Source organism: Brachymonas moutaii (nom. illeg.), assembly GCF_049977365.1.
Classification (GTDB): Bacteria; Pseudomonadota; Gammaproteobacteria; order Burkholderiales; family Burkholderiaceae_C; genus Brachymonas.
In genome coordinates this window covers 32,300-56,908 of record NZ_JBNGEN010000009.1, presented here as the reverse complement: position 1 = coordinate 56,908, position 24,609 = coordinate 32,300, and the positions used below count along the sequence as shown (strand labels likewise).

The 24,609-nt window shown below is 67.2% G+C and carries 16 protein-coding genes; 4 read left to right on the top strand and 12 right to left on the bottom strand.

The annotated features are described in order from the left end of the window. Window positions 1-117: 117 nt before the first annotated feature. A complete protein-coding gene (locus ACP2WS_RS10025; protein ID WP_426460684.1) occupies window positions 118-627 on the top strand; it encodes an acyl-CoA thioesterase in 510 nt (169 codons plus the stop codon). Window positions 628-833: 206 nt separating this feature from the next. Here the strand turns inward: ACP2WS_RS10025 and ACP2WS_RS10020 are convergent, their stop codons facing one another. Then, window positions 834-1,346, bottom strand: a complete 513-nt coding sequence (locus ACP2WS_RS10020; RefSeq protein WP_374493434.1) for a hypothetical protein — start codon at window positions 1,344-1,346, stop codon at window positions 834-836. A gap of 266 nt (window positions 1,347-1,612) precedes the next feature. Here ACP2WS_RS10020 and ACP2WS_RS10015 point away from each other — a divergent pair, with 266 nt between their 5' ends. Then, the gene (locus tag ACP2WS_RS10015) at window positions 1,613-1,771 is read left to right on the top strand and encodes a hypothetical protein (protein WP_426460682.1); all 159 of its coding nucleotides are present in this window, start codon (window positions 1,613-1,615) and stop codon (window positions 1,769-1,771) included. Between the two features lie 84 nt (window positions 1,772-1,855). On the opposite strand, the gene ACP2WS_RS10010 is transcribed toward ACP2WS_RS10015, so the two are convergent. The 3 genes from ACP2WS_RS10010 to ACP2WS_RS10000 all read right to left on the bottom strand — a co-directional run bounded on the left by ACP2WS_RS10010 (window position 1,856) and on the right by ACP2WS_RS10000 (window position 9,323). Then, window positions 1,856-3,343, bottom strand: coding sequence for a glutamate synthase subunit beta (locus ACP2WS_RS10010; protein WP_374493432.1), 1,488 nt, complete (start codon window positions 3,341-3,343; stop codon window positions 1,856-1,858). Window positions 3,344-3,372: 29 nt separating this feature from the next. Continuing rightward, a complete protein-coding gene (locus tag ACP2WS_RS10005; protein WP_426460681.1) occupies window positions 3,373-8,244 on the bottom strand; it encodes a glutamate synthase-related protein in 4,872 nt (1,623 codons plus the stop codon). A gap of 371 nt (window positions 8,245-8,615) precedes the next feature. Then, window positions 8,616-9,323 (bottom strand): transposase, encoded by a 708-nt coding sequence (locus ACP2WS_RS10000; RefSeq protein ID WP_426460679.1) that lies wholly within the window; start codon window positions 9,321-9,323, stop codon window positions 8,616-8,618. 278 nt (window positions 9,324-9,601) lie between these two features. On the opposite strand from ACP2WS_RS10000, the gene ACP2WS_RS09995 reads away from it, so the two are divergent. Further along, the gene (locus tag ACP2WS_RS09995; protein WP_426460678.1) at window positions 9,602-10,267 is read left to right on the top strand and encodes a flavin reductase family protein; all 666 of its coding nucleotides are present in this window, start codon (window positions 9,602-9,604) and stop codon (window positions 10,265-10,267) included. 42 nt (window positions 10,268-10,309) lie between these two features. Here the strand turns inward: ACP2WS_RS09995 and ACP2WS_RS09990 are convergent, their stop codons facing one another. From ACP2WS_RS09990 to ACP2WS_RS09960, 7 genes are all read right to left on the bottom strand, one after another. Then, window positions 10,310-11,071, bottom strand: a complete 762-nt coding sequence (locus tag ACP2WS_RS09990) for a lysophospholipid acyltransferase family protein (RefSeq protein ID WP_374493424.1) — start codon at window positions 11,069-11,071, stop codon at window positions 10,310-10,312. Beyond that, window positions 11,068-12,414, bottom strand: a complete 1,347-nt coding sequence (locus ACP2WS_RS09985) for a dihydroorotase (RefSeq protein WP_426460676.1) — start codon at window positions 12,412-12,414, stop codon at window positions 11,068-11,070. The genes ACP2WS_RS09990 and ACP2WS_RS09985 overlap by 4 nt, the downstream gene beginning before the upstream one ends. Window positions 12,415-12,458: 44 nt before the next feature. After that, complete coding sequence (locus ACP2WS_RS09980; RefSeq protein WP_426460675.1) at window positions 12,459-12,899, bottom strand: hypothetical protein; 441 nt, start codon at window positions 12,897-12,899, stop codon at window positions 12,459-12,461. Window positions 12,900-12,966: 67 nt separating this feature from the next. Further along, entirely contained in the window at window positions 12,967-13,929 is a 963-nt protein-coding gene (locus ACP2WS_RS09975; protein ID WP_374493418.1) for an aspartate carbamoyltransferase catalytic subunit, read from the bottom strand. Between the two features lie 51 nt (window positions 13,930-13,980). Beyond that, window positions 13,981-14,505, bottom strand: a complete 525-nt coding sequence (gene pyrR, locus ACP2WS_RS09970) for a bifunctional pyr operon transcriptional regulator/uracil phosphoribosyltransferase PyrR (RefSeq protein WP_374493416.1) — start codon at window positions 14,503-14,505, stop codon at window positions 13,981-13,983. After that, window positions 14,502-15,008 carry a Holliday junction resolvase RuvX gene (gene ruvX / locus ACP2WS_RS09965; protein WP_426460673.1) on the bottom strand — a complete coding sequence of 169 codons (507 nt, stop codon included), beginning with the start codon at window positions 15,006-15,008 and terminating at the stop codon, window positions 14,502-14,504. The genes pyrR and ruvX overlap by 4 nt, the downstream gene beginning before the upstream one ends. Before the next feature lie 5 nt (window positions 15,009-15,013). Beyond that, on the bottom strand, window positions 15,014-15,610 hold the full coding sequence (locus ACP2WS_RS09960; protein ID WP_426460671.1) for a YqgE/AlgH family protein: 597 nt from the start codon (window positions 15,608-15,610) through the stop codon (window positions 15,014-15,016). A 106-nt stretch (window positions 15,611-15,716) separates the two neighbouring features. On the opposite strand from ACP2WS_RS09960, the gene ACP2WS_RS09955 reads away from it, so the two are divergent. After that, complete coding sequence (locus ACP2WS_RS09955) at window positions 15,717-17,279, top strand: cryptochrome/photolyase family protein (protein WP_426460670.1); 1,563 nt, start codon at window positions 15,717-15,719, stop codon at window positions 17,277-17,279. A gap of 121 nt (window positions 17,280-17,400) precedes the next feature. On the opposite strand, the gene ACP2WS_RS09950 is transcribed toward ACP2WS_RS09955, so the two are convergent. Next, window positions 17,401-24,603 carry a hybrid sensor histidine kinase/response regulator gene (locus ACP2WS_RS09950; protein WP_426460669.1) on the bottom strand — a complete coding sequence of 2,401 codons (7,203 nt, stop codon included), beginning with the start codon at window positions 24,601-24,603 and terminating at the stop codon, window positions 17,401-17,403. Window positions 24,604-24,609 lie beyond the last annotated feature (6 nt).

The following is a 24,609-nucleotide window of genomic DNA, read 5'->3' as shown; positions in this document are numbered from 1 at the left end:
CCGGCAGGAAACGCCTCACATCAGGCTCCCTGCCGAGTGCCGATGGCCGTGCCCGTTCATCCATGACGGGCAGGACCCGCACCTTTCCCGCATTTCCCGTCTTCACAAGAGATCACCATGACACCTTCGGAAAAAACCCCTCTTCCCACCGTCCACGGCCCCGGTTCACACAACACGGCCAACGACCGCAACTTTCTGGACCGCCTGCCCGATGAAATCGGCAAGACCCATGAGCTGGTGCTCAAGGTCGTGCCCATGCCGGCCGACTGCAATGCCAATGGCGACATCTTCGGCGGCTGGGTCATGTCGCACGTGGACATGGCCGGTGCCATCACGGCCTTCAAGCTGTCGCGCGGACGCACGGCCACCGTGGCCGTCAAGGAGTTCATCTTCAAGCAGCCCGTGCGCGTGGGCGACATTCTGTCGTTCTACAGCTCCATCCTGCACATCGGCAACACCTCGATGACGCTCAAGGTCGAGGTCTACGCCGAACGTTTCGATGCCCAGGGCAGCTACCTCAAGGTCACGGATGCCACCGTCACCTATGTGGCCATCGACCAGAATGGTCGGCCCCGTCCGGTGCGTCCGCAATCTGCAGCAGACGAAACGATCCCCCCGCAGGCCTGACTTTGTAGAGCGCATGGCAGGCCAAGGAGCCAGCCATGTGCAGAAGCTGTCCTCATCCACGGGCCCGCAAGGGCCCGTGTGTGCTTGGCGCCGAGGTGGCTTGCATCATGCCTCGGAGCCGCCCCTCCGGCTGCTGCCATGCAGCGGCGGGCGTCCTATGTCTTCCGAGCCCAGTCAAGCCGAGCCAGTCTGCGCCAGAGACAGACTCACCAGCAGAACTCGGAGCGGATGAGATCGCGCGAGAAATCGAACTTCTGCGGCTCGGCAGGGCGGATCTTGGTCCACAGCACCTTGCGGCTCAGTGCATCGGCAGGAATTTCCGGGGTGTGCAGCATCCTCAGACAGTACTGCGTGTAGCGGCTGCTGCCCTCGACACGGATCTGCAGCCCGCCCACCGGCCGGCGATAGTGCCCAAAGGCGAAATAGGGATAGCCCTTGAGGCTCACCATGCGTGCAGACAGCATCTGCAGCATGTACATGAACGTGTGGGGACTGTTCCAGCTGAAGCGCCCGCTGTTGGGCTCATGGCGCACCGAGATCTCGTAGAAATCGGGCTGGATGCATGTGAATTCAATCTCGGCATTGATGCCATACATGGCATACGCCTCGCTGCGCATGCAATCGCGCGTATGGAAACGGAACTGGGGCTGGTTGAACATTTGGGTCGCGGCCAGTTTCTCGGCTGGCGTCGCGGACCGTTCGGTAATACGGCCAAGCATGTGATTCTCCCTGATGCACTTGCACGGTATCTTCTGCAGGAAACGCAGTCCTGCGAAGTAGCGGACCCGCGAATATGCCCAGAGGACATTTCGACAGATCTCGAATGAAAATAAATGCAGACCACTCTGCGTGCAGAAACTCCCCGCCTTCCCCAGATGAACTATCTTGCGATGCCAGAGGGACAAGCTGTTTCTACGCATTTCAGTCTATGTTTTCATTCTGACGCAAGGATGACGCATCTTCTGCTCTTCCTCTGAGAACCTCTTTGAAAATCCCCAATATTGGGGGTAAATATCTCCAACAAATCCTTGATTATTTTCAAGGACAGTTTGAAGAAGACGCTTCCACTCCCGTTTCCCCGCGCATTTCGGGATTTTCCTCAGGCCGATCCATCGTCAGCCGCAACAAAAAAGCGGCTCCCTGAAGGAGCCGCTCAGACCGGCACAGCCGGCAAAGGCATGCGCCCCGCCGCGCCCGCGCATATGGCGGGGACAGTGCGCAGATGGCATCAGCGCGGGAGCACGCTCGATCCCATCAGGTACTGATCCACCGCGCGGGCGGCCTGACGGCCTTCACGGATGGCCCACACCACGAGGGACTGGCCGCGGCGCACATCGCCTGCAACGAAGGTGCCCTTGACGCTGGTGGCGTATCCGCCTTCCTCGTCGGTGCCGGCCTTGGCATTGCCGCGGCCGTCGAGCTCCATTCCGAAGGACTTGAGCATCTCTGCCACAGGATGCACGAAGCCCATGGCCAGCAGCACGAGGTCGGCCTTGTAGACCTGCTCGCTGCCGGGGACTTCGACCATCTTGCCGTCCTTCCATTCGACGTGGACAGTCTTGACGCCCACCACGCGGCCCTTGTCCTTGCCGGTACCGGGCACGAATTCCTTGGTGGCGATGGCGAAGGCGCGTTCGCAGCCTTCGTCGTGGCTGGAGCTGGTGCGCAGCTTGATCGGCCAGTAGGGCCAGGTCATGGGACGGTTTTCCTCGACCGGAGGCTGCGGCATGAGCTCGAACTGCACCACGCTTTCGGCGCCCTGGCGGTTGCTGGTGCCCACGCAGTCGCTGCCGGTGTCGCCGCCGCCGATCACGATGACGTGCTTGCCGGTGGCGAGGAGCTGCTTGGCGAGCTTGTCGCCGGCGTTGATCTTGTTCTGCTGGGGCAGGAACTCCATGGCGAAGTGCACGCCGTCGAGGTCACGTCCCGGCACGGGCAGGTCGCGACTCTGCTCGGAGCCGGCTGCGATCAGCACGGCATCGAAATCCTTCTGCAGCTGCTTGGCGCTGATGGTTTCCTGATGCCAGTTGGTGATCTTGCTGGCGGCACCCGACTTGGGCCAGTCGCCGACCAGCACGCCCCGGCGGAATTCCACGCCCTCGGCCTGCATCTGCTCGATGCGGCGGTCGATGTGGGACTTGTCGAGCTTGAAGTCGGGAATGCCGTAGCGCAGCAGGCCGCCGATGCGGTCGTTCTTCTCGAACACGGTGACGGTGTGGCCCGCACGGGCGAGCTGCTGTGCCGCAGCCAGCCCGGCAGGACCGGAACCGACGACAGCCACCTTCTTGCCGGTCTTGACGGCCGGCACCTGGGGCTTGACCCAGCCGTTTTCCCAGGCGCGGTCGATGATGCCGTGCTCGATGCTCTTAATGCCGACAGGCGACTTCTGGATGTTCAGCGTGCAGGCCGCCTCGCAGGGCGCGGGGCAGATGCGGCCGGTGAAGTCGGGGAAGTTGTTGGTGCTGTGGAGTACCTCGATCGCCGCTTCCCAGTCCTGCTGGTAGACCAGATTGTTGAAGTCCGGAATGATATTGTTGACCGGACAGCCGTTGTTGCAGAACGGCGTGCCGCAGTCCATGCAGCGAGCGGCCTGGATCTGCTCCTGCTTGTCATCGAGACCGATGACGAACTCCTTGTAGTTCTTCAGGCGTTCCTTGACGGGCTTGTAGCCCTCTTCAAGGCGCTGGTACTCCATGAAGCCGGTGATTTTTCCCATGATGTGTATTCCTCAAAGATGGCTGTGGCTTATTTCTTGGATGCGGCGGGCTTGCGTGCCGGTGCCTTGGCCGGCTTGGCGGTGCCGTCCACGGACTTGGCCCGCGAAGCACGGCGCGCCTTGGGCGCGGCCTCTTCCAGGATCGGCTTGATGGCCGCAGCGGTGGCCTGCTGGGGCAGGTCGGCCAGGGCTCCGGCCCCTTCGACCTTGTGCCGACGGGCATGCATCTCGCCGAGAGCGCGCTTGTACTCGTGCGGGAAGACCTTGACGAAGCGGGTAATGCTCTGTTCCCAGTTCTCCAGGATCTCGCGGGCACGGCGGCTGCCGGTCCAGCGGCTGTGATCCTGCAGCAGGCTGCGGAGCTGCTCCTCGTCGGTCATGCCACGGTGCCAGTGCGCCCGATCGTTCTCGGCGATCTGCGCAGCAGCGGGCAGCACGGGTTCGAGCGACACCATGGAGGTGTTGCAGCGGCTGGCGAACTGGCCGTCCTCGTCATAGACGTAGGCAATGCCGCCACTCATGCCGGCAGCGAAGTTGCGGCCGGTCTTGCCGAGCACGGCCACGGTGCCGCCGGTCATGTATTCGCAGCCATGGTCGCCGGTGCCCTCGACCACCGCAGTGGCTCCGGACAGACGCACGGCAAAGCGCTCGCCCGCAACGCCGGCGAAGAAGGCCTCGCCAGTGGTGGCACCGTACAGCACGGTGTTGCCGACCACGATGTTCTCTGCAGCCTCGCCGGGGAATTCCAGGCTCGGACGCACCACCACGCGGCCGCCGGAGAGGCCCTTGCCGGTGTAGTCGTTGGCATCCCCGATCAGGTAGAGCGTGATGCCGTTGCACAGGAAGGCGCCGAACGACTGGCCGCCGGTCCCTTCGAGCTGGATGTGGATGGTGTCGTCGGGCAGCCCTTCGGGATGCACCTGGGTCACCGCGCCGGACAGCATGGCCCCGACGGTGCGGTTGACGTTGCGCACGTGTTCGATGAACTTGACCTTCTCGCCCTTTTCGATGGCGGGACGGCACTTGCGGATCAGCTCCTGGTCGAGCGCCTTGTCCAGACCGTGGTCCTGGAACTCGCGGTGCAGGCGCGGCACGTCGGCCGGAACGACAGGCTGGGCGAACAGGCGACCGAAGTCGAGGCCGGCAGCCTTCCAGTGGGCAACGCCCTTCTGCTTGTCGAGCAGGTCGCTGCGACCGATGAGGTCGTCGAACTTGCGGATGCCGAGCTGAGCCATGATGCTGCGGACTTCCTCGGCGACGAAGAAGAAGTAGTTGACCACATGGTCGGGCTTGCCGGAGAACTTGGCACGCAGCACGGGGTCCTGGGTGGCCACCCCCACCGGGCAGGTGTTGAGGTGGCACTTGCGCATCATGATGCAGCCCTCGACGACCAGCGGTGCGGTGGCGAAGCCGAATTCGTCGGCCCCCAGCAGGGCGCCGATGACGACGTCGCGACCGGTCTTTATCTGGCCATCGACCTGCACGCGCACGCGGCCACGCAGGCGGTTGAGCACCAGCGTCTGCTGGGTTTCGGCCAGGCCGATTTCCCAGGGGCTGCCTGCATGCTTGATGGACGACCAGGGCGAGGCACCCGTGCCGCCGTCATGGCCGGCGATCACGATATGGTCGGCCTTGCACTTGGCCACGCCGGCAGCGATGGTGCCGACACCGATCTCGCTCACCAGCTTGACGCTCACGTCGGCATGGGGCGCGACGTTCTTGAGGTCATGGATGAGCTGCGCCAGATCCTCAATAGAGTAGATGTCGTGGTGCGGAGGCGGAGACACGAGGGTCACGCCCGGCACGCTGTGGCGCAGGAAGCCGATGTAGTCGCTCACCTTGCCGCCCGGGAGCTGGCCGCCCTCGCCCGGCTTGGCGCCCTGGGCCATCTTGATCTGGATCTGGTCGGCACTGCTGAGGTACTCGGCCGTGACACCGAAGCGGCCCGAGGCGACCTGCTTGATGCGGCTGCGCAGGCTGTCGCCCGCACGGACGGTGATTTCCGACTCGACCTTGTCCTCGCCGATGATGGCGCCAAGGGTGGTGTCCTTGTTGATCGGGATGCCCTTGAGCTCGTTGCGGTAGCGGGCCGGATCCTCTCCGCCTTCACCGGTGTTGCTCTTGCCGCCGATGCGGTTCATGGCCAGCGCCAGCGTGGCGTGCGCCTCGGTGGAGATGGAGCCGAGCGACATGGCGCCGGTGGCGAAGCGCTTGACGATGTCCTTGGCGGATTCGACCTCGTCGACCGGAATGGCGCGAGAGGGATCGCAGCGGAACTCGAACAGGCCGCGCAGGGTCATGTGGCGACGGCTCTGGTCGTTGATGATCTGTGCGTATTCCTTGTAGGTGTTGAAGTTGTTGGCGCGGGTGCTGTGCTGCAGCTTGGCAATCGCGTCGGGCGTCCACATGTGTTCCTCGCCACGGGCACGCCATGCGTATTCGCCGCCGGCCTGGAGCTGGTTGGCGAGCACGGGGTCGCTGCCGAAGGCGGCACGGTGCATGCGCAGGGCTTCCTCGGCGATCTCGAACACGCTGATGCCCTCGACGCGGCTGGGGGTGCCGGTGAAGTACTTATCGACCGTGGCGGTGCTCAGGCCGATGGCTTCGAACAGCTGGGCGCCGCAGTAGCTCATGTAGGTCGACACGCCCATCTTGGACATGATCTTGGACAGGCCCTTGCCGATCGCCTTGATGTAGTTGTAGATGGCCTTCTCGGCGCTCAGGTCGCCGGGCAGTTCCTTGTGGATTTCCTGCAGGGTTTCGAGCGCCAGGTAGGGGTGCACGGCCTCTGCGCCGTAGCCGGCCAGCACGGCGAAGTGGTGAATCTCGCGGGCCGAGCCGGTCTCGACGACCAGACCGGTGGTGGTGCGCAGACCTTCGCGCACGAGGTGCTGGTGCACGGCGGACAGGGCGAGCAGCGCGGGTACGGCCACCTTGTCGGCGCTGATGGCGCGGTCGCTGATGATGAGGATGTTGTGCTGACCCTCGACCGTGTTGTTGCCGGCCTTGATGGCATCGACCGCTTCGGCACACAGCGAGGCCAGCTTGGCTTCCACGCCTTCTGCGCCCCAGGACACGGGGTAGGTGATGTCGAGGGTGTAGCTGCGGAACTTGCCCTGGGTCTCGGCTGCGATGTTGCGCAGGCGGGCCATGTCGGTGAAGTCCAGCACCGGCTGGTGCACCTCGAGGCGCAGCGGCGGGTTGACCTGGTTGATGTCGAGCAGATTGGGCTTGGGGCCGATGAAGCTCACCAGGCTCATGACGATGGCCTCGCGGATCGGGTCGATCGGCGGGTTGGTCACCTGCGCAAAGAGCTGCTTGAAGTAGTTGTAGAGCGGCTTGCTGCGGTCGGAGAGCACGGCGAGCGGGCTGTCGTTGCCCATGGAGCCGATGCCTTCCTCGCCCTTGGCGGCCATGGGCGCCATTAGGAACTTGATGTCTTCCTGGCTGTAGCCGAAGGCCTGCTGTGCGTCGAGCAGCGACACGCCCACGTTGGTCTGGCCGCGCACGACGTTCTGCACGGGCAGATCGGACAGGCGGATGCGCAGGTTCTCGATCCACTGTTTGTAGGGCTTGCTGTTGGTGATCTGGGACTTGAGTTCCTCGTCGTCGATCATGCGGCCCTGCTCGAAGTCGATCAGGAACATCTTGCCGGGCTGCAGGCGCCACTTCTTGACGATCTTGTGCTCGGGCACGGGCAGGACGCCGGACTCGGAGCCCATGATGACGAAGTCGTCGTCGGTCACGCAGTAGCGCGAGGGACGCAGGCCGTTGCGGTCCAGGGTGGCGCCGATCTGGCGGCCGTCGGTGAACACGATGGAGGCCGGGCCGTCCCAGGGTTCGAGCATGGCGGCGTGGTATTCGTAGAACGCACGGCGACGCGACTCCATGGAGGCGTGCTGTTCCCAGGGTTCGGGAATCATCATCATCACGGCCTGGCTGATGGGGTAGCCGGCCATGGTGAGCAGTTCGAGGCAGTTGTCGAAGGTGGCGGTGTCGGACTGGCCGGCAAAGCTGATGGGGTAGAGCTTGCGCAGGTCATCGCCCAGCACCGGCGAGGTCATGACGCCTTCGCGGGCACGCATCCAGTTGTAGTTGCCCTTGACGGTGTTGATTTCGCCGTTGTGGGCCACGTAGCGGTAGGGGTGGGCCAGCTGCCACTCGGGGAAGGTATTGGTCGAGAAGCGCTGGTGCACCAGACCCAGGGCGGACACGCAGCGCGCGTCCTGCAGATCGAGGTAGTAGGTGCCGACCTGGTCAGCCAGCAGAAGACCCTTGTACACCACGGTACGGGTGCTCATGCTGGGAACATAGTATTCCTTGCTGTAGCGCAGGCCCAGGCTGCGGATGGCGGCGCTGGTGGTCTTGCGGATGATGTACAGGCGGCGCTCCAGCGCGTCCTGCACGATGACGTCGGGGCCACGGCCGATGAAGATCTGGCGGATGACGGGCTCTTTCTCGCGCACGGCAGGCGACATGGGCATGTCACGGTTGACCGGCACATCGCGCCAGCCCAGCACCACCTGGCCCTCGGCCTTGACGGCACGTTCCATTTCCTGCTCGCAGGCCAGTCGGCTGGCGTGCTCCTTGGGCAGGAAGACCATGCCCACGCCGTATTCGCCGAACGGGGGCAGCTCGATGCCCTGCTTGGCCATTTCCTCGCGGTAGAGGGTGTCGGGCAGCTGGATCAGGATGCCGGCGCCGTCGCCCATGAGCTTGTCGGCACCCACGGCGCCACGGTGATCGAGGTTTTCCAGGATCTTGAGCGCCTGGGTCACGATGTCATGGCTCTTGGCACCGCGCATGTGGGCCACGAAACCGACGCCACAGGCATCGTGTTCGAGGTCTGCGGCATACAGGCCTTGCTGTTCCAGATGAAGTTTTTCTGCGGAGATGGTCATGAAAGTTCCCGTTCCTGAAAGAGTGCTGGGGCGCCACGCGCGAAGGTCGTGCGGCGTGGGGCGCGAGATGTTCCGGGGCATGTGCCGGACGTGCCGCCACGGTGGGGAGCAGGCGCGGGACACCCCCTGTCCCGCTGGGCGGCACCCCCTGCGCGGTGCGGCGCCCTGCCTGATTGTCCGTGTGCATGCACATTCCGTCCACGTCCCTTGCCGACTGCTTGAACGCCACGGTTTTGCAACGCAACAAGCATAAAGCAAACCCCCCTGTTTTGCAGCAAAAATAATAGGGGTCAGATTCCAATTAAATTGACGGGATGAATTCCAATTATTTTATTGGTGACACATACATCTTGTTGAATGGATTCATGAATTCAGGATGTCCGTGCAGAGTGCACCATTCTGGGCGGCCTGCCTGCACGCTTTTTATGCAGGCGTCTGTCAGTCTGCTGCTGCAGGGTGTCGATGAAAGCTGCATCGCCGAGCACCCAGCCATGCAGGGCGGCGTCCAGCAGCCGCGGCCACAGTGCGAGCGCATCGCCCTCGTCCAGCAAGCGCCGGTAGGCGTTTTCACGGGCAAAGGGGGTGTTGCCCAGCTCCCAGAGCGCAGCCGGCGCGGTGAGCCCGGCCTGAGGGCGCAGCCCGGTGTAGCGCGCGCAGCTCGACCAGGGATAGGCATCGGGCTGCAGCACGAGGCCGCGGCGCACGGGCTCGGTGTCCATGCAGACCATGGCAGGAAGTGTCCAGCGCGCAGGATCGAGCACCGTGCAGCGGTAGCGGCCGTCCCACAGGGTGCCGGTGCGTGCATGAAGACCATTGAAGTAGCGGACATAGGCGCGGCCTGTGTCCTGCATCAGGAGCGGCAGTCCCTCTTCCGTGGACGGCGTCAGGAGCAGCATGAAGCGCGTCGGCAACAGACACCAGGCATGCAGGGCGACCCGGTGCCGTGCAGCTCCCGCCTCGATCAGCTGGAGCAGCTGCTGGTAGTCGGGCGCCCCGAGCGCGATGGGCTGGCTGTTGTGGCCGCTCTGAAGGACCAGGTGGGGATAGCCGGGAAGGTTCAGCCGCGGCAAGCGCGCCATGGACAGGGCTCCTGAAAAGGAAAGAGTCGACAAGGGGATCGAATGGACAAGCGCCATGGGGACTGCACCACATGCACCTTCCACTCCTCCGGCATGGTACCCGAGCCAGAGGCAGCAGCACGCACGACCGCGCAGGGGCATCACGCAAGGGGGAAAGGGAGCGCTCCAGGGCAGCCTCTCACACCCATGAAAGGCAGGGCCATTCCGGGCAATGGCGCCGGGGAGTGCAGGCTCTGCGCGAAAATGGCTGCTTCCCCTGCTCTGTCCGTGTCCGTTCCATGCAGTTTTCCGGTTCTCTCAGCCTGCCCGTCTTGCCCACCGATGCCCCTGTGCAGCCCGTGCCACTCGATCGGGCGCTGCGGCTCGTCAACCATGGTCCGGTGGTGCTGGTGTCGGGCAGCCATGGTGGCGAGGTGGATGTGATGGCAGCAGCCTGGAACATGCCACTGGACTTTCGTCCCCCGACGCTGTGCGTGGTGCTCGACAAGTCCTCGCGGACCCGGGAGCTGATCGATGCAGCCGGCGGCATGCTCGCCCTGAGCCTGCCCACGGCGGGACAGTCGGGGCTCGCACTGGCCGTGGGCAGCCAAAGTGCGCGGGAAGTACCGGACAAGCTGGCGCAGTGTGGCGTGTCCCTGTGGCAGCCAGCAGGCGCTGCCGTGCCTATGGTGCAGGGCTGTGCCGCATGGCTGCAGTGCCGGGTGCTGCAAGGCGAGCTGGCCGAACGCATGCGCGCCACGCACGACCTGTTCGTGGCCGAGGTGACAGGCGCCTGGGCCGACAGCCGCGTCTTTCAAGAAGGTCGCTGGCGCTTCGACGAATTGCCGCCGGAGCTCCAGCACCTGCGCACCCTGCACTATGTGGCGGGTGGCCAGTTCTACACCACAGGGGCCGCGACAGCCGCGCCGGTCCCCTCGCCCGCCCCTGCCACCGATGTAGCCTGACAGCCGGCATGGAGAGTTCCCTGGCGGGGATGCAGCTCTGCATCAGGCGGGGGTGTGCCGCATGACGCTCACGGCAGCGCGCACGGCGTCGGCCCATTCCTGCCGCGTGCGGTCGCCGGCCTTCTGGGGGATGCCGAAGCTCACGCGCACCACCAGCCCCTGGGCACAGACGATGCGCCACAGGGAAGCGATCAGGGTGTCGCTGCCGACATAGCAGGGAATGAGGCTGGGCTCTCCGGCACGGTCGAAGAACTGGATGGCCACGGGCTGCACGCATGCATCCGCACTGATGGCAGCCTGCAGCAGATTGCCGTGGAACGGGAGCAGCTGCAGGCCATTGCTCGTGGTGCCCTCGGGAAACACCGCGAGCACGTCGCCGGCACGCAGCCGGTCGGCCATGTCGTGCAGCACGCGGTGGGCATCCCGCCGCGAGGCACGCTGCAGGTACAGGGTGTGGGCAGCAGAGGCCAGACGCCCCACGACAGGCCAGCGCCGCACTTCGGACTTGGACACGAAGCGGCAGAACACCAGCGCATGCAGTGCCGGGATGTCGAGCCAGGAAATGTGGTTGGACACGAGCAGCAGACCGTGGCCGGGTTCGGGGGCTGCGGGGGCCCCGCGCCGCTCCATTGCCAGACCGCAGCGGCGCAGCAGGGTGGCCGCCCATGCCTGCACCCGCTGCTGACGCCGTGCAGGGTTCAGAAACGGAAACACGACATAGACAGTCCACAGGCCTGCGAGCAGGTGCAGGAGCAGTCCCAGCACGCGGCGGATGCCGCGCAACCGCGCCAGGGTGCGGCTCACGCGGCGCCGCACTGGCACGCGCAGCCACAGGCCGGCGCGTCCGCTGCGGAAGGCAGCTCGTGGACCACCTGTCCGCCCACCAGCGTGGCGCGTACACGGCCCAGCATTTCATGTCCGCCGAACGGGGTGTAGCTGCTCTGGCTGCGCAGGGTCGCGCCCGACACCTGCCAGTGGTCCTGCGGGTCCCACAGGCACAGATCGGCGGTGCCTCCCACGGCGAGCCGCCCGGCGCTGTCGGCCTCGGCGCCCAGCGCACGGCCCAGCACGGCGGCCGGGCGGGTGGTGACGGTGGCAAGAGCGGTGGCGAGCGGCACGCCTTCTTCGCGTGCCCATTGCAGCGCGAGCGGCAGCAGCAGCTCGATGCCGGTGGCGCCGGGCTCGGCTTCTGCGAAGGGCAGCGCCTTCTCGTCTTCGGTGACGGGGGTGTGGTTGCTGACCAGCGCGTCGATGGTGCCGTCGGCCAGGGCTGCGCGCAGGGCAGCCCGATCGGCCTGCTGGCGCAGCGGCGGCTGCAGACGGGTGCGGCTGTCGAAATAGCCCATGTCCACGTCGGTGAGGTGCAGGGAATTGATGCTCACGTCACAGGTGACGGGCAGGCCCGACGCCTTGGCCGCGCGGACCAGCTCCACGCCGGCGGCACTGCTCAGGCGACACAGGTGCACGCGGGCTCCGGTGGCGCGCATGAGCTCGAACAGGGTCATGAGGGCGATGGTTTCGGCCACCACCGGCACCCCGGACAGCCCCATGCGCATGGACAGGGCCCCGCTCGCGGCCACGCCGCCGCCGAGCCATGCGTCCTGCGGACGCAGCCAGACCGTGTAGCCGAAGGTGGCCGCATACTGCAGCGCACGCAGCAGCACCTGGGTGTCGACGATGGGCACCTCGGCCTGCGAGAACCCGACGCAGCCGGACTCGGAGAGTTCGACCATCTCGGTCAGCACCTCGCCCTTGAGCCCGTGCGTAAGTGCCCCCAGCGGATAAAGACGGGCCTGATGCAGGCGCCCCGAGCGGAACTTGAGCATCTCCACGAGCCCCTGCTCGTCGAGAATCGGATCGGTGTCGGGCGGACAGACGAGGCTGGTGACGCCGCCAGCCACGGCGGCAGCCATTTCGGTTTCGAGCATGCGGGCATGCTCCTGTCCGGGCTCCCGCATGCGCGCAGAGAGGTCCACCAGACCGGGCAGCACCAGGCAGCCCCGGGCATCGAGGGTGCGTTCGGGAACGAAGTCGGCGGGCGCGGCGCCCAGGGCGACGATGCGCCCATCGGCAATGGCCACATCGGCGGGCTGTTCGGTACCGTCGGCCGGATGCAGGATGCGGCCGCCTTGGATCAAGATCTTCATGGAATGGATTCCTGGATAGTCATGGGCCGTCGCAAGGCGGCAGGTCACATGCGGGTCTTGTGCACGGTGATGGTGACCTGTCCGTCCTGGGACGCTTCCGCGCGCACGACGACGCGCAGGGTGTTGGTGGGCCCGAGGTAATGGGGATTGATGCGTGCCGAATGCACGTGCGCCCGCACCAGCCCCACGTATTCGCAGCGCTCTCCGGTGCACACCATGTCGAAGCGGGGGGCTTCCGCAGCGAGGCTTCGGGCGGTGATGCCGTCGAAGAACTTCTGGCGGATGGCATAGGCCAGCACGGGCTCGGGATCTTCCCAGTGACGGCTGAGATAGACCCCCAGCGGCGTGACGCCCAGTCCGTCGAGGTTGAAGGACACCGCCGTGCGGTCGCGGTGCGAACCGGCCGCCGTGGCAGGCAGCGCGGCCGACAGGCCGCAGAGCGCGACCAGGGAAGCCATCAGCAGGGAGCGCGGAGCAGAGAGCATGGCGAACCTTCGGGAGGAGGACAGGGACGGAACGGGCATGGAGCGGCGTGGATGCAGCAGGCGGCGCTCAGGCCTCATGGCTGGCCACGATGCTCATGGCGGCCATGCGCACGGCAATGCCGAAGGTGACCTGCGGCAGGATCACGCTCTGTGCGCCATCGGCCACGGCGCTGTCGATTTCGACGCCGCGGTTGATGGGCCCCGGGTGCATGACGATGGCATCGGGCCGGGCCAGCTGCAGCTTCTCTGGGGTGAGGCCGAAGCTCTTGAAGTATTCCTGGCTGCTGGGCAGCAGGGCACCGCTCATGCGCTCGTTCTGCAGCCGCAGCATGATGATGACGTCGCAGTCACGGATGCCCTCCTCCAGGGTGTGGAACACCCGCACCCCCATGGGCGCAAAGCTTTCGGGCGCGAGGGTCTTGGGGCCGACCACCCGCACCTCGGGGCAGCCGAGCGTGGTGAGCGCATGGATGTCGCTGCGGGCCACGCGCGAGTGCAGCACATCCCCCACGATGGCCACCCGCAGCTGCGTGAAGTCGCCCTTGTAGTGGCGGATGGTGTACATGTCGAGCAGCCCCTGCGTGGGGTGGGCATGGCGTCCGTCCCCGGCATTGACCACGTGGACATGCGGTGCCACGTTCTGCGCGATGAGGTAGGGAGCCCCGCTCTCGCTGTGGCGCACCACGAAGATGTCGGCCGCCATGGCGCTGAGGTTGGCGATGGTGTCGAGCAGGCTCTCGCCCTTGGCGGTGGAGGAGCGGGCGATGTCGAGGTTGAAGACATCGGCCGACAGGCGCTTGGCCGCGATCTCGAAGGTGGTGCGGGTGCGGGTACTGTTCTCGAAGAACAGGTTGAACACGCTCTTGCCGCGCAGGAGCGGAACCTTCTTGACCTCGCGGTCATTGACGCTCACGAACTGGGAGGCCGTATCGAGGATGTGCGTGAGGATGTCACGCGACAGGCCTTCGGTGGACAGCAGGTGGATGAGCTCGCCGTGCTTGTTGAGCTGGGGATTCTTGGAGAGGAACATGGCGGTAGCAGGAGGGGGCAATGCCCCGGAAAGGAAAGCCGGCCCCGGCAATCAGGACTTGCTGGGCTTGAGGCGGAAGCTGAAGCTGCCGTCGTCGGCACGGGCCAGCGCGAGCGACTGTCCGGCCGGCAGCAGCAGCCGGGCAGCTGCGTATTCGGCCTCGATGGGCAGCTGACGTCCGCCCCGGTCCACGAGGACGGCCAGGCGCACGCTGGCCGGGCGGCCGTAGTCGAAGATCTCGTTGAGCACGGCGCGGATGGTGCGCCCGGTGTAGAGCACGTCGTCGAGCAGCAGGATGTGGGCCCCCTCGACCTCGAAGGGGATATGGGTCTGGGCCGCCGAGGCAAGGCCCCTGCGCGCGAAGTCATCGCGGTGCATGGCGGAAGACACCGTCGCGATGGCGTCGAGCCCCCAGTCCTGCTGCAGGCGCTGCGCCATCCAGGCACCGCCGGAGGCGACTCCGGCCACGCGCAGCTCGGGAGTCCGCAGGAATTCGAGCTGGCGGCGCAGGGTCTGGTAGAGGGCTTCGGCGTCCAGCATCAGGGCGCCATGGGCAGGCAGGGTATCGGGGGTCATGAGAGGCCGTGGAGGAATTGTTCGAGAATGATACAGGCCGAGGCGGCATCGGCGTCGCGTGCGCCGTGGGCCAGGGCCTCGGTGGTGGAATAGCGCTCGTCCACGGTATAGACCGGCAGACGGAAGCGCAGCGCGAGCTGGCGCCCGAAGGACAGGGCCCGGCGGGTGTTCTCGTGCGGGGCTCCATCGGGATGAAACGGCACGCCGATCACCAGTGCCTGCGGCTGCCACTCGCGGATCAGGACTGCGATGTGGGCGAACCGCTCGTCGCCTGCCGCCACGATGCTTTTGCCCGGGCTGGCTCGTCCCAGCATCCGGTTGCCGGTGGCCACCCCGGTGCGCTTGCGCCCATAGTCGAAAGCCAGAAAGCTCTGGAACGGTGCCGGATCGACGGGAGGCGTGCAGCCCGGCTGCTGCAGGAGCGCGGCGGCCGGATCGGCCGGAGCAGCGGAAGGGCTCTGCACCCCGGACGGAACTGCAGAGGGTGTGGAGGTGTCGGACATGGGCATCAGGCGCTCCCTGCGGTGCCGGCCAGACGCCAGGCCTCGACGCCCAGCAGGGCCATGGCTGCATCGTAGCGTTCGGCCACCGGCACCTCGAAGATGAGGTGGTGGTCGGCCCGCACCGTGAGCCAGCTGTTGCGACGCAGCTCGTCTTCGAGCTGGCCGGATTCCCAGGCGGCGTAGCCGAGCGCCACCAGAAGCTTCTCGGGACCGTGGCCCTCGGCCAGGGCCTGAAGAATATCGCGCGAGGTGGTCATCTGCAGGCCGTCTCCGGTGACCAGAGAGGACGCATAGACCGGCAGGCCGGCGGTGGCGTCCTCGGCCTGGGGATGCAGGATGAAGCCGCGTTCGGACTGCACGGGGCCGCCCCAGAAGATGGGCTCGTCCTCCAGGTCGGAACGGTTCATGGGCAGCTTGGCCTGGCGGAACAGGTCGTGCATGGAGAGATCGGCCAGCTTGTTGATGCACAGCCCCAGCACGCCCCGTGGGGTGTGCTCGCAGATGTAGATCACGCTGCGGGCAAACAGCTCGTCCTCCATGCCCGGCATGGCAATCAGGAAATGCTGCGAGAGATTGAAGTCTGGAGCAGGATCGGACGGCATGGAGCGATTTTAGAACCTGTTGGGCCCCCTGCGCAGGGCGTCATGCGGGTGTCACGTGTGCGTCACGCCAGCGCGGCCGGCACCTCCCCTGCCGGAGGCAGCGCCCATGCCACAATGTCCACTCGATCCGCCCTGCAGCCCGCCCTTTCCGCTGATGACGATTCCCGCCCTCGACACCGGCCTCATGTGGTTCCGCAACGACCTGCGCACCACGGACAACACCGCCTTGCACCACGCCCTGACGCACTGCCGGCGCGTGCATGCGGTGTATGTGTTCGAGCCCCCCGCTGAGGGCCCCACGACCCGCCCGCTGTCCGACCGCAGCGCGGAATTTCTGCTGCGCAGTCTGGAGTCGCTGGATGGGGCGCTGGGCGCCCTCTCGCGGCAGGCGGGCGCGATGGATGCCGACGGGGTACACCTGCTGTGGGCACAAGGCAGCGCCGAACGGGCCGTCACGGCCCTGGCGCGCCGGCTGGGAGCCGAGGCCGTCTTTGCCAATGCCGACGCCGACCCCGAAGGCAGTGCCCGCGATGCCCGGGTGCGCGGTGCCCTGGCCGATGCCGGGGTTTCGCTGCATCTGGCGCAGGACCACCTGCTGTTCGGCCCCGACGATTTGCACATGCCGGGCGGTACCCTGCCAGCCGGCTTTGCCGCCTACTACCGCCAGTGGCTCGGCCGCATCGACGCCGAGACCCTGCGCCCCCGCCCCGTCGCGCCCCATGCCCGCGCCCTGGCACATGTTCCAGACGCGCTGCGACGTCCCCTGCCCAGCCTGGAGGCGATCGGACATGCACCGTCCAATCTCGCCGCGCTGCCGCTGTTTCCGGGCATGGATGGAGCACGGCGCCAGTGGGATGAATTCCTGCCGCGCATGCCGCACTATCACCTCGCGCACGACTATCCCGGTGTGCGCGGCCCCAGTTATCTGGGGGTGCATCTGCGCTTTGGCACTCTCGGCATCCGGGACGTGGCCGCATCGGCCTGGGCCCTGCACCGCCAGGGACATGAAGGGGCGAGCCTGTGGCTCGAACGGCTGGCGTGGCGCGATTTCTTTGCCCAGGCGCTGGCCCATCACCCCCACGCCATCGACCGCCCCTTCCGCGGAGGGCGCGATCCCGTGCGCTGGGACCGGTCGGCCCATGGCCGCAAGCTCTACGCGGCGTGGTGCGAAGGACGCACCGGCTACCCGCTGGTGGATGCCGCCATGCGGCAGCTGGTGCAGTCGGGGTACATGCACCATCGGCTGCGCATGGTGAGTGCGTGCTTTCTCACCCGCTACCTCGGCGTGGACTGGCGCTGGGGCGAACGCTTTTTTGCGCAGCACCTCAATGACCTGGAGCGCGCGAGCAACAACGCCGGCTGGCAATGGGCTGCAGGCACGGGCTGCGAGGCCCTGCCCTGGTACCGCACGCTGAACCCTGTGCGACAGGGGCAGCGTTACGACCCGCAGGGCCGGTTCCTGCGGCGCTATCTGCCTGAAATCGCCGCACTGCCCGATGGGCTGCTGCAGTTTCCGGCCCGCGCCACCGCGGCCGACTGGCGGGCAGCCGGACTGACTCCCTCCTGCTACCCCGCCCCCCTGGTCGATCTGGCAGAGGGCCGCCGTCTGGTGCAGCAGCGGCTGGTGCAGCACCACCCGCAGCAGCGCAGCAGACGCGCCCGGCGCTGATTCCCCAGCCCGTCTCCGCCACAGCCAGCCTCGCCCGGTGCCGGTGCACCCCCCAAAAAAACCACCGGCGCCTTCCGCAAGGGAAAGGCGCCGGTGGAGCTGTGCACATGCCCAGCGGGGCTCAGGTATGCACGCCTGCCCCTGCGTAGGTACGGATCAGTTCGAGCAGCCGCTCTTCGGAGTACGGCTTGCCCAGGAAGCCCGATGCGCCCAGCGCCTCGGCGCGCTCGCGGTGCTTGTCGGCCGTGCGCGAGGTGATCATGACCACCGGCAGGTCGTGCAGCCGTTCATCTCCGCGGATGTTGCGCAGCAGGTCGAAACCGTCCATCTGCGGCATCTCGATGTCCGAGAGCACCAGTGCGGGGCGCTCCTCGGCCAGCACCCGGAGGGCCGCGAGACCGTCGGATGCCATGGACACCCGATAGCCTTCACGCCGCAGCAGGCGCTCGGTGACGCGCCGCACCGTGATCGAGTCATCGACCACCAGCACCAGCGGAGCCACCTGCACCTCGGGACGCAGGGGCGCCGCCCCGCTGCGCTCGCCTCCGAGCACGCCCGGATCGGCCAGGTCGCTGGAGAAGGCGCGGATCTGCTCGCCATAGACGAAGGACAGAGCCACCGGGTTGTAGATGTAGAGGATGCGGCCATCGGCCAGCAGCGTGATGCCGGTCAGACCGGGCATGCGGGCGAGCTGGGCGCCGATGTTCTTCACCACCACTTCGTGAGTGCCCAGCACTTCGTCGACGTGCATCACGATGCGCTGTGCCGCACTGCGCAGCACCATCACGATCTGGCGTCCGCTGGCGAGCTCCTGGCTGCGCGGCGATGCCTGCACCATGGCGCCGCCCCAGTAGAAGGGCAGATCGGTCCCGTCGACCGCAAAATGGCGGCTGTTGTAGGCCTGCTCCACCTCGCGCGGCGTGGCCCGGCGCACCGATTCGATCAGGCTCGACGGCACACCGAAGCGGCCATCGCCCATGCGCATCTGCACCACCTGGGTCACCGCCGTCGTGAGCGGCAGCACCAGCCGGAACTCGGTGCCCTGCCCTGCGTGGCTGGCCACGTCGACGTGCCCGCCGAGGGCATTGACCTCGGTCCGCACCACGTCCATGCCCACGCCACGCCCTGCGAGCGAGGTGGTCTTGACGGCCGTGCTCAGCCCGCTCTGGAAGATGAGCTGGGCGGCTTCGTTGTCGTCGAACGGAGCGTCCTGGGTGAGCAGGCCCTTTTCAATCGCCTTCTCGCGGATGCGGGCCACGTTGAGGCCGGCACCGTCGTCGCGCAGGTGGATGATCACATCGTTGCCTTCCTGCTGGAGGGCAATCGCGATCTGGCCCACGGCCTCCTTGCCGGACTGCTCGCGCTGGCCTGCCGCTTCGATGCCATGCACCACCGCGTTGCGCAGCAGATGCTCGAACACCGGAGCGATCCGCTCGATGACGCTGCGGTCCATTTCGATGCCGGCACCGGAAATGTCGAGCCGCACGCGCTTGTCGCTTTCGAGGGCCGACTGCCGCACCACGCGATAGAGACGGTCCGACAGGCTGTCGAACTCGACCATCCGCGTGCGCAGCAGGTCGCGCTGCAGCTCCTTGGTCTGGCGTGCCTGTGCCGAGAGATCGTCCTCGGTCGCCTGCACGGTGCGCTGGAGGTTGCGCTGCACGCTGGCCACGTCGTTGACCGACTCGGCCATCATGCGCGTGAGCTCCTGCACCCGGGTGAAGCGGTCGAATTCGAGCGGGTCGAAGTCCAGATGCGTGTCCTTGCTCTGGGCCATGCGCGACTGCATCTGCGACTCGGCCTGCAGCTCCATGTCGCGCAGCTGCTTGCGCAGGCGCTCCAGGCTGGCATCCATGTCGCCGAGCGCGGTGCGCAGCTGGTCGACCTCACCCTCCAGCCGGGCCCGGCTGGTCATGACTTCGCCGGCCTGACCCAGCATGCGGTCGAGCAGGCGGGCGCGCACGCGCACCTGTTGCTGCTGCGCGGTCTGGTGGGCCGCCAGGTTGGTGGCCACCGGCTGTGCGATGTGCTGGAGCACAGCAGGATCCACCACCGCCGGCACCTGTGGCTGCGCTGCAGTCCCCCCCTGTTCGGGTGCCGTGGCCTCGTTCTCGTTTGGGCTGGCCGGCTCGGCAGCGACGCCTGCGGGTTCCTCCGCCGGCACAGGCGCTTCTGCGGGGATCGGAGCAGCCTCGACCGCAGCGATGGCCTCTGCCGCCTCCTCGGCCGGAGCGCCGTCACGCAGCGCGTGGTACACATCGTCCATGCGGTCGACCATGCCGGCGAGCATGTCGATCTGGGCAGCGTCGGGCACGCCTCCGGCAATGTCACCGACCGCGGTTTCCATTTCATGCGCCAGCGCTCCGAGGCGCATGGCCCCGGCCAGACGTGCACTACCCTTGAGGGTGTGCAAGAGCCGCATGAGTCCGGCGCGGGTCGCTTCCTGCTCCGGATGGGCCGACCATTGCCGCAACGTGTCGCCCAGGCGGGGCAGCATTTCGTCGGCTTCGTCCTGGAAGATGGCGAACAGCTCGGGGTCGATGGCATCGACCACCTCGTCCGCCGCAGAGGGCTGGGCCAGCACGGGCTGGCGATCGACCGGTGCGGCAGCTGCAGGCGGAGGCACCTCCACCGGCGCAGCCGTCTCGGCCGAAACCGCCGACACCTCGGGCTGGATCTTGCTCTCCGGCTGGAGCTCGGGCTGCGGGGCGGCGGCGGAAGCCGCGTCCTGTGCACCTGCTTCGACCGCTTCGACCGCCTCGGTCGACACCACCGGGACGTTGTCCACGGAGCCGGATTCGGCAGGCACCACATCGGGTTCCCCGGAGGCCGTAGCTTCCTCGGTCACAGCCCATTCCGGCGCTTCCGGCTGCGCGACAACGGACTCGATGGGCGCCTGGGATTCGTCGATCAGAGGCTGGTCGACTATGGCCACCAGCGCCTGCAGCAGCTCCACCGGCATCGACGAGGCACAGCCTGCCGCAAACTGGTGCAGCATCTGGCGCAGGGTATCGGCCGCCCCGAGGATGACCTCGGCCTCGCCCGGCACTGCCCGGCGCAGGTGCAGGTGGTCAAGGGCGTGTTCGGTCGCACGCGCCACCGAAGCCAGTGCCGACAGCCCCACGGCTCCGGCACTGCCTGCGAGCGAATGGGCCAGATGGGCGGCAGATTCGGGAGCGCTGCCCTGCGGCAACTGTGCCCAGACCTGCACCTCGCGGTCCAGCTCGCTGGACCAGCTCTCCGCTTCCTCGATGAAGGCATTGCAGAGCGCCAGCGGCAGGCGCAGTGCGCCCACCTGCCGGATCTCGTCGTCGGGCAGGCCATCGACCATTTCGGCCAGCACGGTCTGCTGGGGCCGGGTATCGATGAGTACGCCCGCCAGCTCGGGGTGCGCCGTGCGCAGCGCATCGATGCCGGCATCCGGCAGCGGGGTGGGCGCGGCCTGCGGCACCGCAGCCGGAGACGACGCCGTGGCGGCCTCCTCGTGATCTGCGGTGGAAGCAGCTTCTGCGGGTTCTGCGGAGACGGGCGGCACCGGCAGGAGCTTGGCCTGAGCGCTCAGCCCGGTCAGCGCCTCCACCACAGCCTCCGACGGAGCGAACGGCACGGTAGCAGCCGCGACCGGAACCACAGGAACTGGTGCAGGCGCCGGAGCAGCGGCCGCCTCCGGTTCGACGGGTGCCTCCACTTCGGCCACAGGCATCTCGACGGCAGCGGGCACCTCCACGCTGGGCGCGGGGACGGATTCGTCTCCCTCCAACGGCAGATCGATGTCCACGATGGCATCGCCCGTCAGGGATGCATCGAGGATATGGCCCTCGGTCGGCGGCACTTCGAGCGCCTCGCGATCGAGCACCGAGGCAGTGGAGGAAGACACGTCGGCCGGCAGGCCGCTGTCCTCGGCATGGGCATCGCCCTGAAGGCCTTCGAGGCACAAATCCACATCGGCCAGGGGTGCAGGCACTTCCAGTGCGCGTCCTTCGGTCGGCGGTACTTCAAGCGCTTCGCGATCGAGCACCGAGGCAGAGGAGGAAGACACGTCGGCCGGCAGGCCGCTGTCTTCGGCATGGGCATCGCCCTGGAGGCCTTCGAGGTGCAGCTCCAGGTCCACGGCAGGCGCGGACAGGGGCTCGGGCGGGGTCAGGGGCGCCACGCCTGCGGCGGGCGACGCACTCTCCTCTTCCAGCACCCAGTCGATGGGCGGCGTTGGCGGGGCTTGCAGCTCCATTCCCTGGGTGGAAGGCACATCGAGCGCAGCAGGCACCGCAGCCGGAGTCGCCTCGCTGCCGTCGATGGCCAGATCGACTGCGGTGATCCGCTCGGGGAACAGGGCTTCAGGCAGCTCGTGCCCTTCGGTCAGAGGCGCATGCAGTGCCTCGCGATGGGCAACGGCCGCTTCTTCCGGCGTCATGACGGACGACAGCCCGCTCTCGTCCGCACGGGCATCGCCCTGCATGCCTTCGAGAGAAATGTCGATGTGCAGACCTTCGTCTTGCGCCTGCCGCGCAGGGAAGAGCACTTCGCCAGTGGCTGCAGGCTCGGTGGCCGGTGTCAGCAGGTTGCGCCGCGCGCCCCGCTCTGCGGGCGTCAGGGCTGCGAGATCGTCGTCCGCCCTCTGGGATGGAGGAACCACCGGAGCCACAACGGGTGTCGATACCACCGGCGGCACAGATGCGGCCGGAACGGGTGCCGCTGCCGTCGGTGCGGCAGTTGGGGCTGCAAACAGGTCGGTGAGCAGAAAGTCCGGCTGGACTTCGGCCGGCTTGGGCTTGTCTTCGGTCAGGAATTCGGTGGACGGGCCGGCATAGCGGTCCGGAGTGGTCGATGGAGCACGCCCTTCGACCAGCAGAGGGAAGGCATGGACCTCGGGCTGTGGAGCCGGAGCCGGAGCCGGAGCCGGAGCCGGAGCCGGAGCCGGAGCCGGAGCGGCCAGCGCAGCCGGAGTGGCCTTGGCCGGCTCCACGGACACCGTGCCCGCTCCTGCGGCACGCGAGGGCTGGAGCTGCACATAGCCCTTGCCGTCCTGGAAGGCGGCTGCACTGCGGGCTACATCCTGATGCGTCCAGGCAGGGGCATGGCCGGCGGCAATGGCGTCACGCCACTCGGACAGTGCCTGGAGACCGTCGCGCGACAGGGCCAGCAGATCGGCACTGGCGGGCTGGTTCTCGGCCAGCCAGGCATTGAGCACGCGCTCCATGGCCCAGGCCGCCTCGCCGAACGAGGCCAGTCCCACCATGCGGCCACTGCCCTTGAGGGTGTGGAACGCCCGGCGCAGGGTCGTGAGCTGGGCCGCATTGGACGGATCGGCCTGCAGGGCGGCCAGGGCGGCCTGTCCGTTGCCGACCACCTCGGCAGCCTCTTCCATGAAGATGTCGCGCAGCTCGGCGTCATCGATGAAATCGTCGACGATGCCATCGTCAACGGGAGCCGCTGCAGGAACCGCCACCTGTGCCACCGGGACAGGAGCCGCAGAAACCTCGGCTGCCGGCTGGGGCACCTCGACTGCGGGAGCCTGCGCTGCCTCTGCCACTGCTGCGCCCTCGGCGGACTGCAGCTGCAGGAATTCTTCGCTGTCCGCATGGAACCGGAACTGCTGGCGCACCTGCTCGGGCTGGTAGCCCATCATGTCGAGCAGGAAGGACAGATTGCCCAGATTCGTTCCGAGCAGTGTCAGGGTGTGCTGCGTGTCTGCCTGCGCCCAGGCTCCTGGCTGCGCAGCGGCCTGCAGCAGCCGTGTCGCCTGCCCGCCCATGGCCTGGGCTGCGGTGCTGGCTTCGTCGAAGCCCAGCATGGCCAGCAGACTGGACATGGTGGACAGCCGGGCCGGCACGGCCTGCGCGGTGTCGGGGTGGGCCGGATCGCGGAAGAAGGTGTCGAGCGCCTGTTCGATCTCGCCGAGCAGGGCACGCGACTCCTTCATGACGTGCTGCATGGTGTCGCGGTCGCTCTGACGCATGTAGAGCGCCTGCATCCAGGCGTCAGGAGCACCGGGATCCTCGCCCGCTGCGGCATGGGTGATGCGCCGGGCGAGCTGGGTGGTGCGCTGGCTCAGGACGGCGTCATCCCAATGGGCATCGTCGAGCAGCGACTCCAGATACAGCATGGCCGTCGCAACCTCCAGCCCGACGGCCGGCAGCGGCGCAGTGCCGGATGCCTGGACCTTGCCCGTGACCTCCTGCAGGACAGTGGACAGGGCGCTTTCCTCGGGCCAGAACTGGTGCCACTGCTGCACGGCCTGCGACAGGGTGTCGCCCAGGCGGTCGAGCTTGCGCATGTCGCCTGCAGCCACTTCGGACCACAGGTCCTGGAAGGTGAGCAGCTGCTGGCGCACCTGCTTGAGGGATTCGGGCCGCACGGCGCCATACAGCAGCTTGCCGTAGCCGGCCACGGGCACCTGCTGCACGCCATAGCCCGTGACCACGGCCCGTGCCACTGCCACGGGAACCTCGGCCGGCAGGCGGTGCACGCCCAGCGCCGTGAAATACAGCAGATCCTGCCCCTGCCGCGCGGGCACCTGGGTGGTGCCGTGCTGCAGCGCTGCCAGCTGGGTAGCCGCCCCCGACAGGGCACGCTTGAGGTAGTCGTCGAGCTGCACGCCGCCCATGGCCAGGACTTCGGTACAGCCCGCAAAGAGCTCCCAGAAGGCCCGGGCTGCAGGCTGCGTGGACGCCGCTGCGAGCCGCAGTCCCAGAGTGGAGAGGTCGGACGCCCCGTCCTGCCCCTGCGACCGCAGGGTCCGGAGCAGCACGTCGAAGAACGCGGACTGGCCCACCTCGCCGCCCGCACCGACATCCGGAGGCGAAGCCAGGGTCTGCCACTCCCAATGATCGGGATGCGGCCACAGATCGGCCGGATGCACCCGGCTCAGGGCCGCGAGCTCGGCCACCGGCCGATAGGCCGGGAAAAGACCCGGCGCCAGATCGGGCTGACCCCGCAGCACGTTCTGCAGATAGTCCACCAGGGACCGGCTGGCCTGATCGACCAGCGCCGTGGCCTCGGGCGTGCACAGCTCGGGCTTGTCGATCAGCCGCCGGGTGAGTGCCTCCATGGCCCCCACCACGAGGGCGGCCGTAGGCCGGTCGACCATGTCGAGCACCCCCACGGCATCGTGCAGCCCCTGAGCCGCGAGTCGCAGCGCAGCGGTGTCGATGGTGGTGACGTGGCTGCCCTTGGCAGCCGCCACCTCCTCGCTGAACCGCTGAATCTGGCCGTTGGCCAGATTCAGCGTTTCCTGCAGCGTGTCCACGACCCAGGCCAACGGCCCTAGATCGGCAATGGCGCCCCCCGTGGCCGCGCCCGGGCCATAGTCGTTCTGGTTGTCCATCTACTG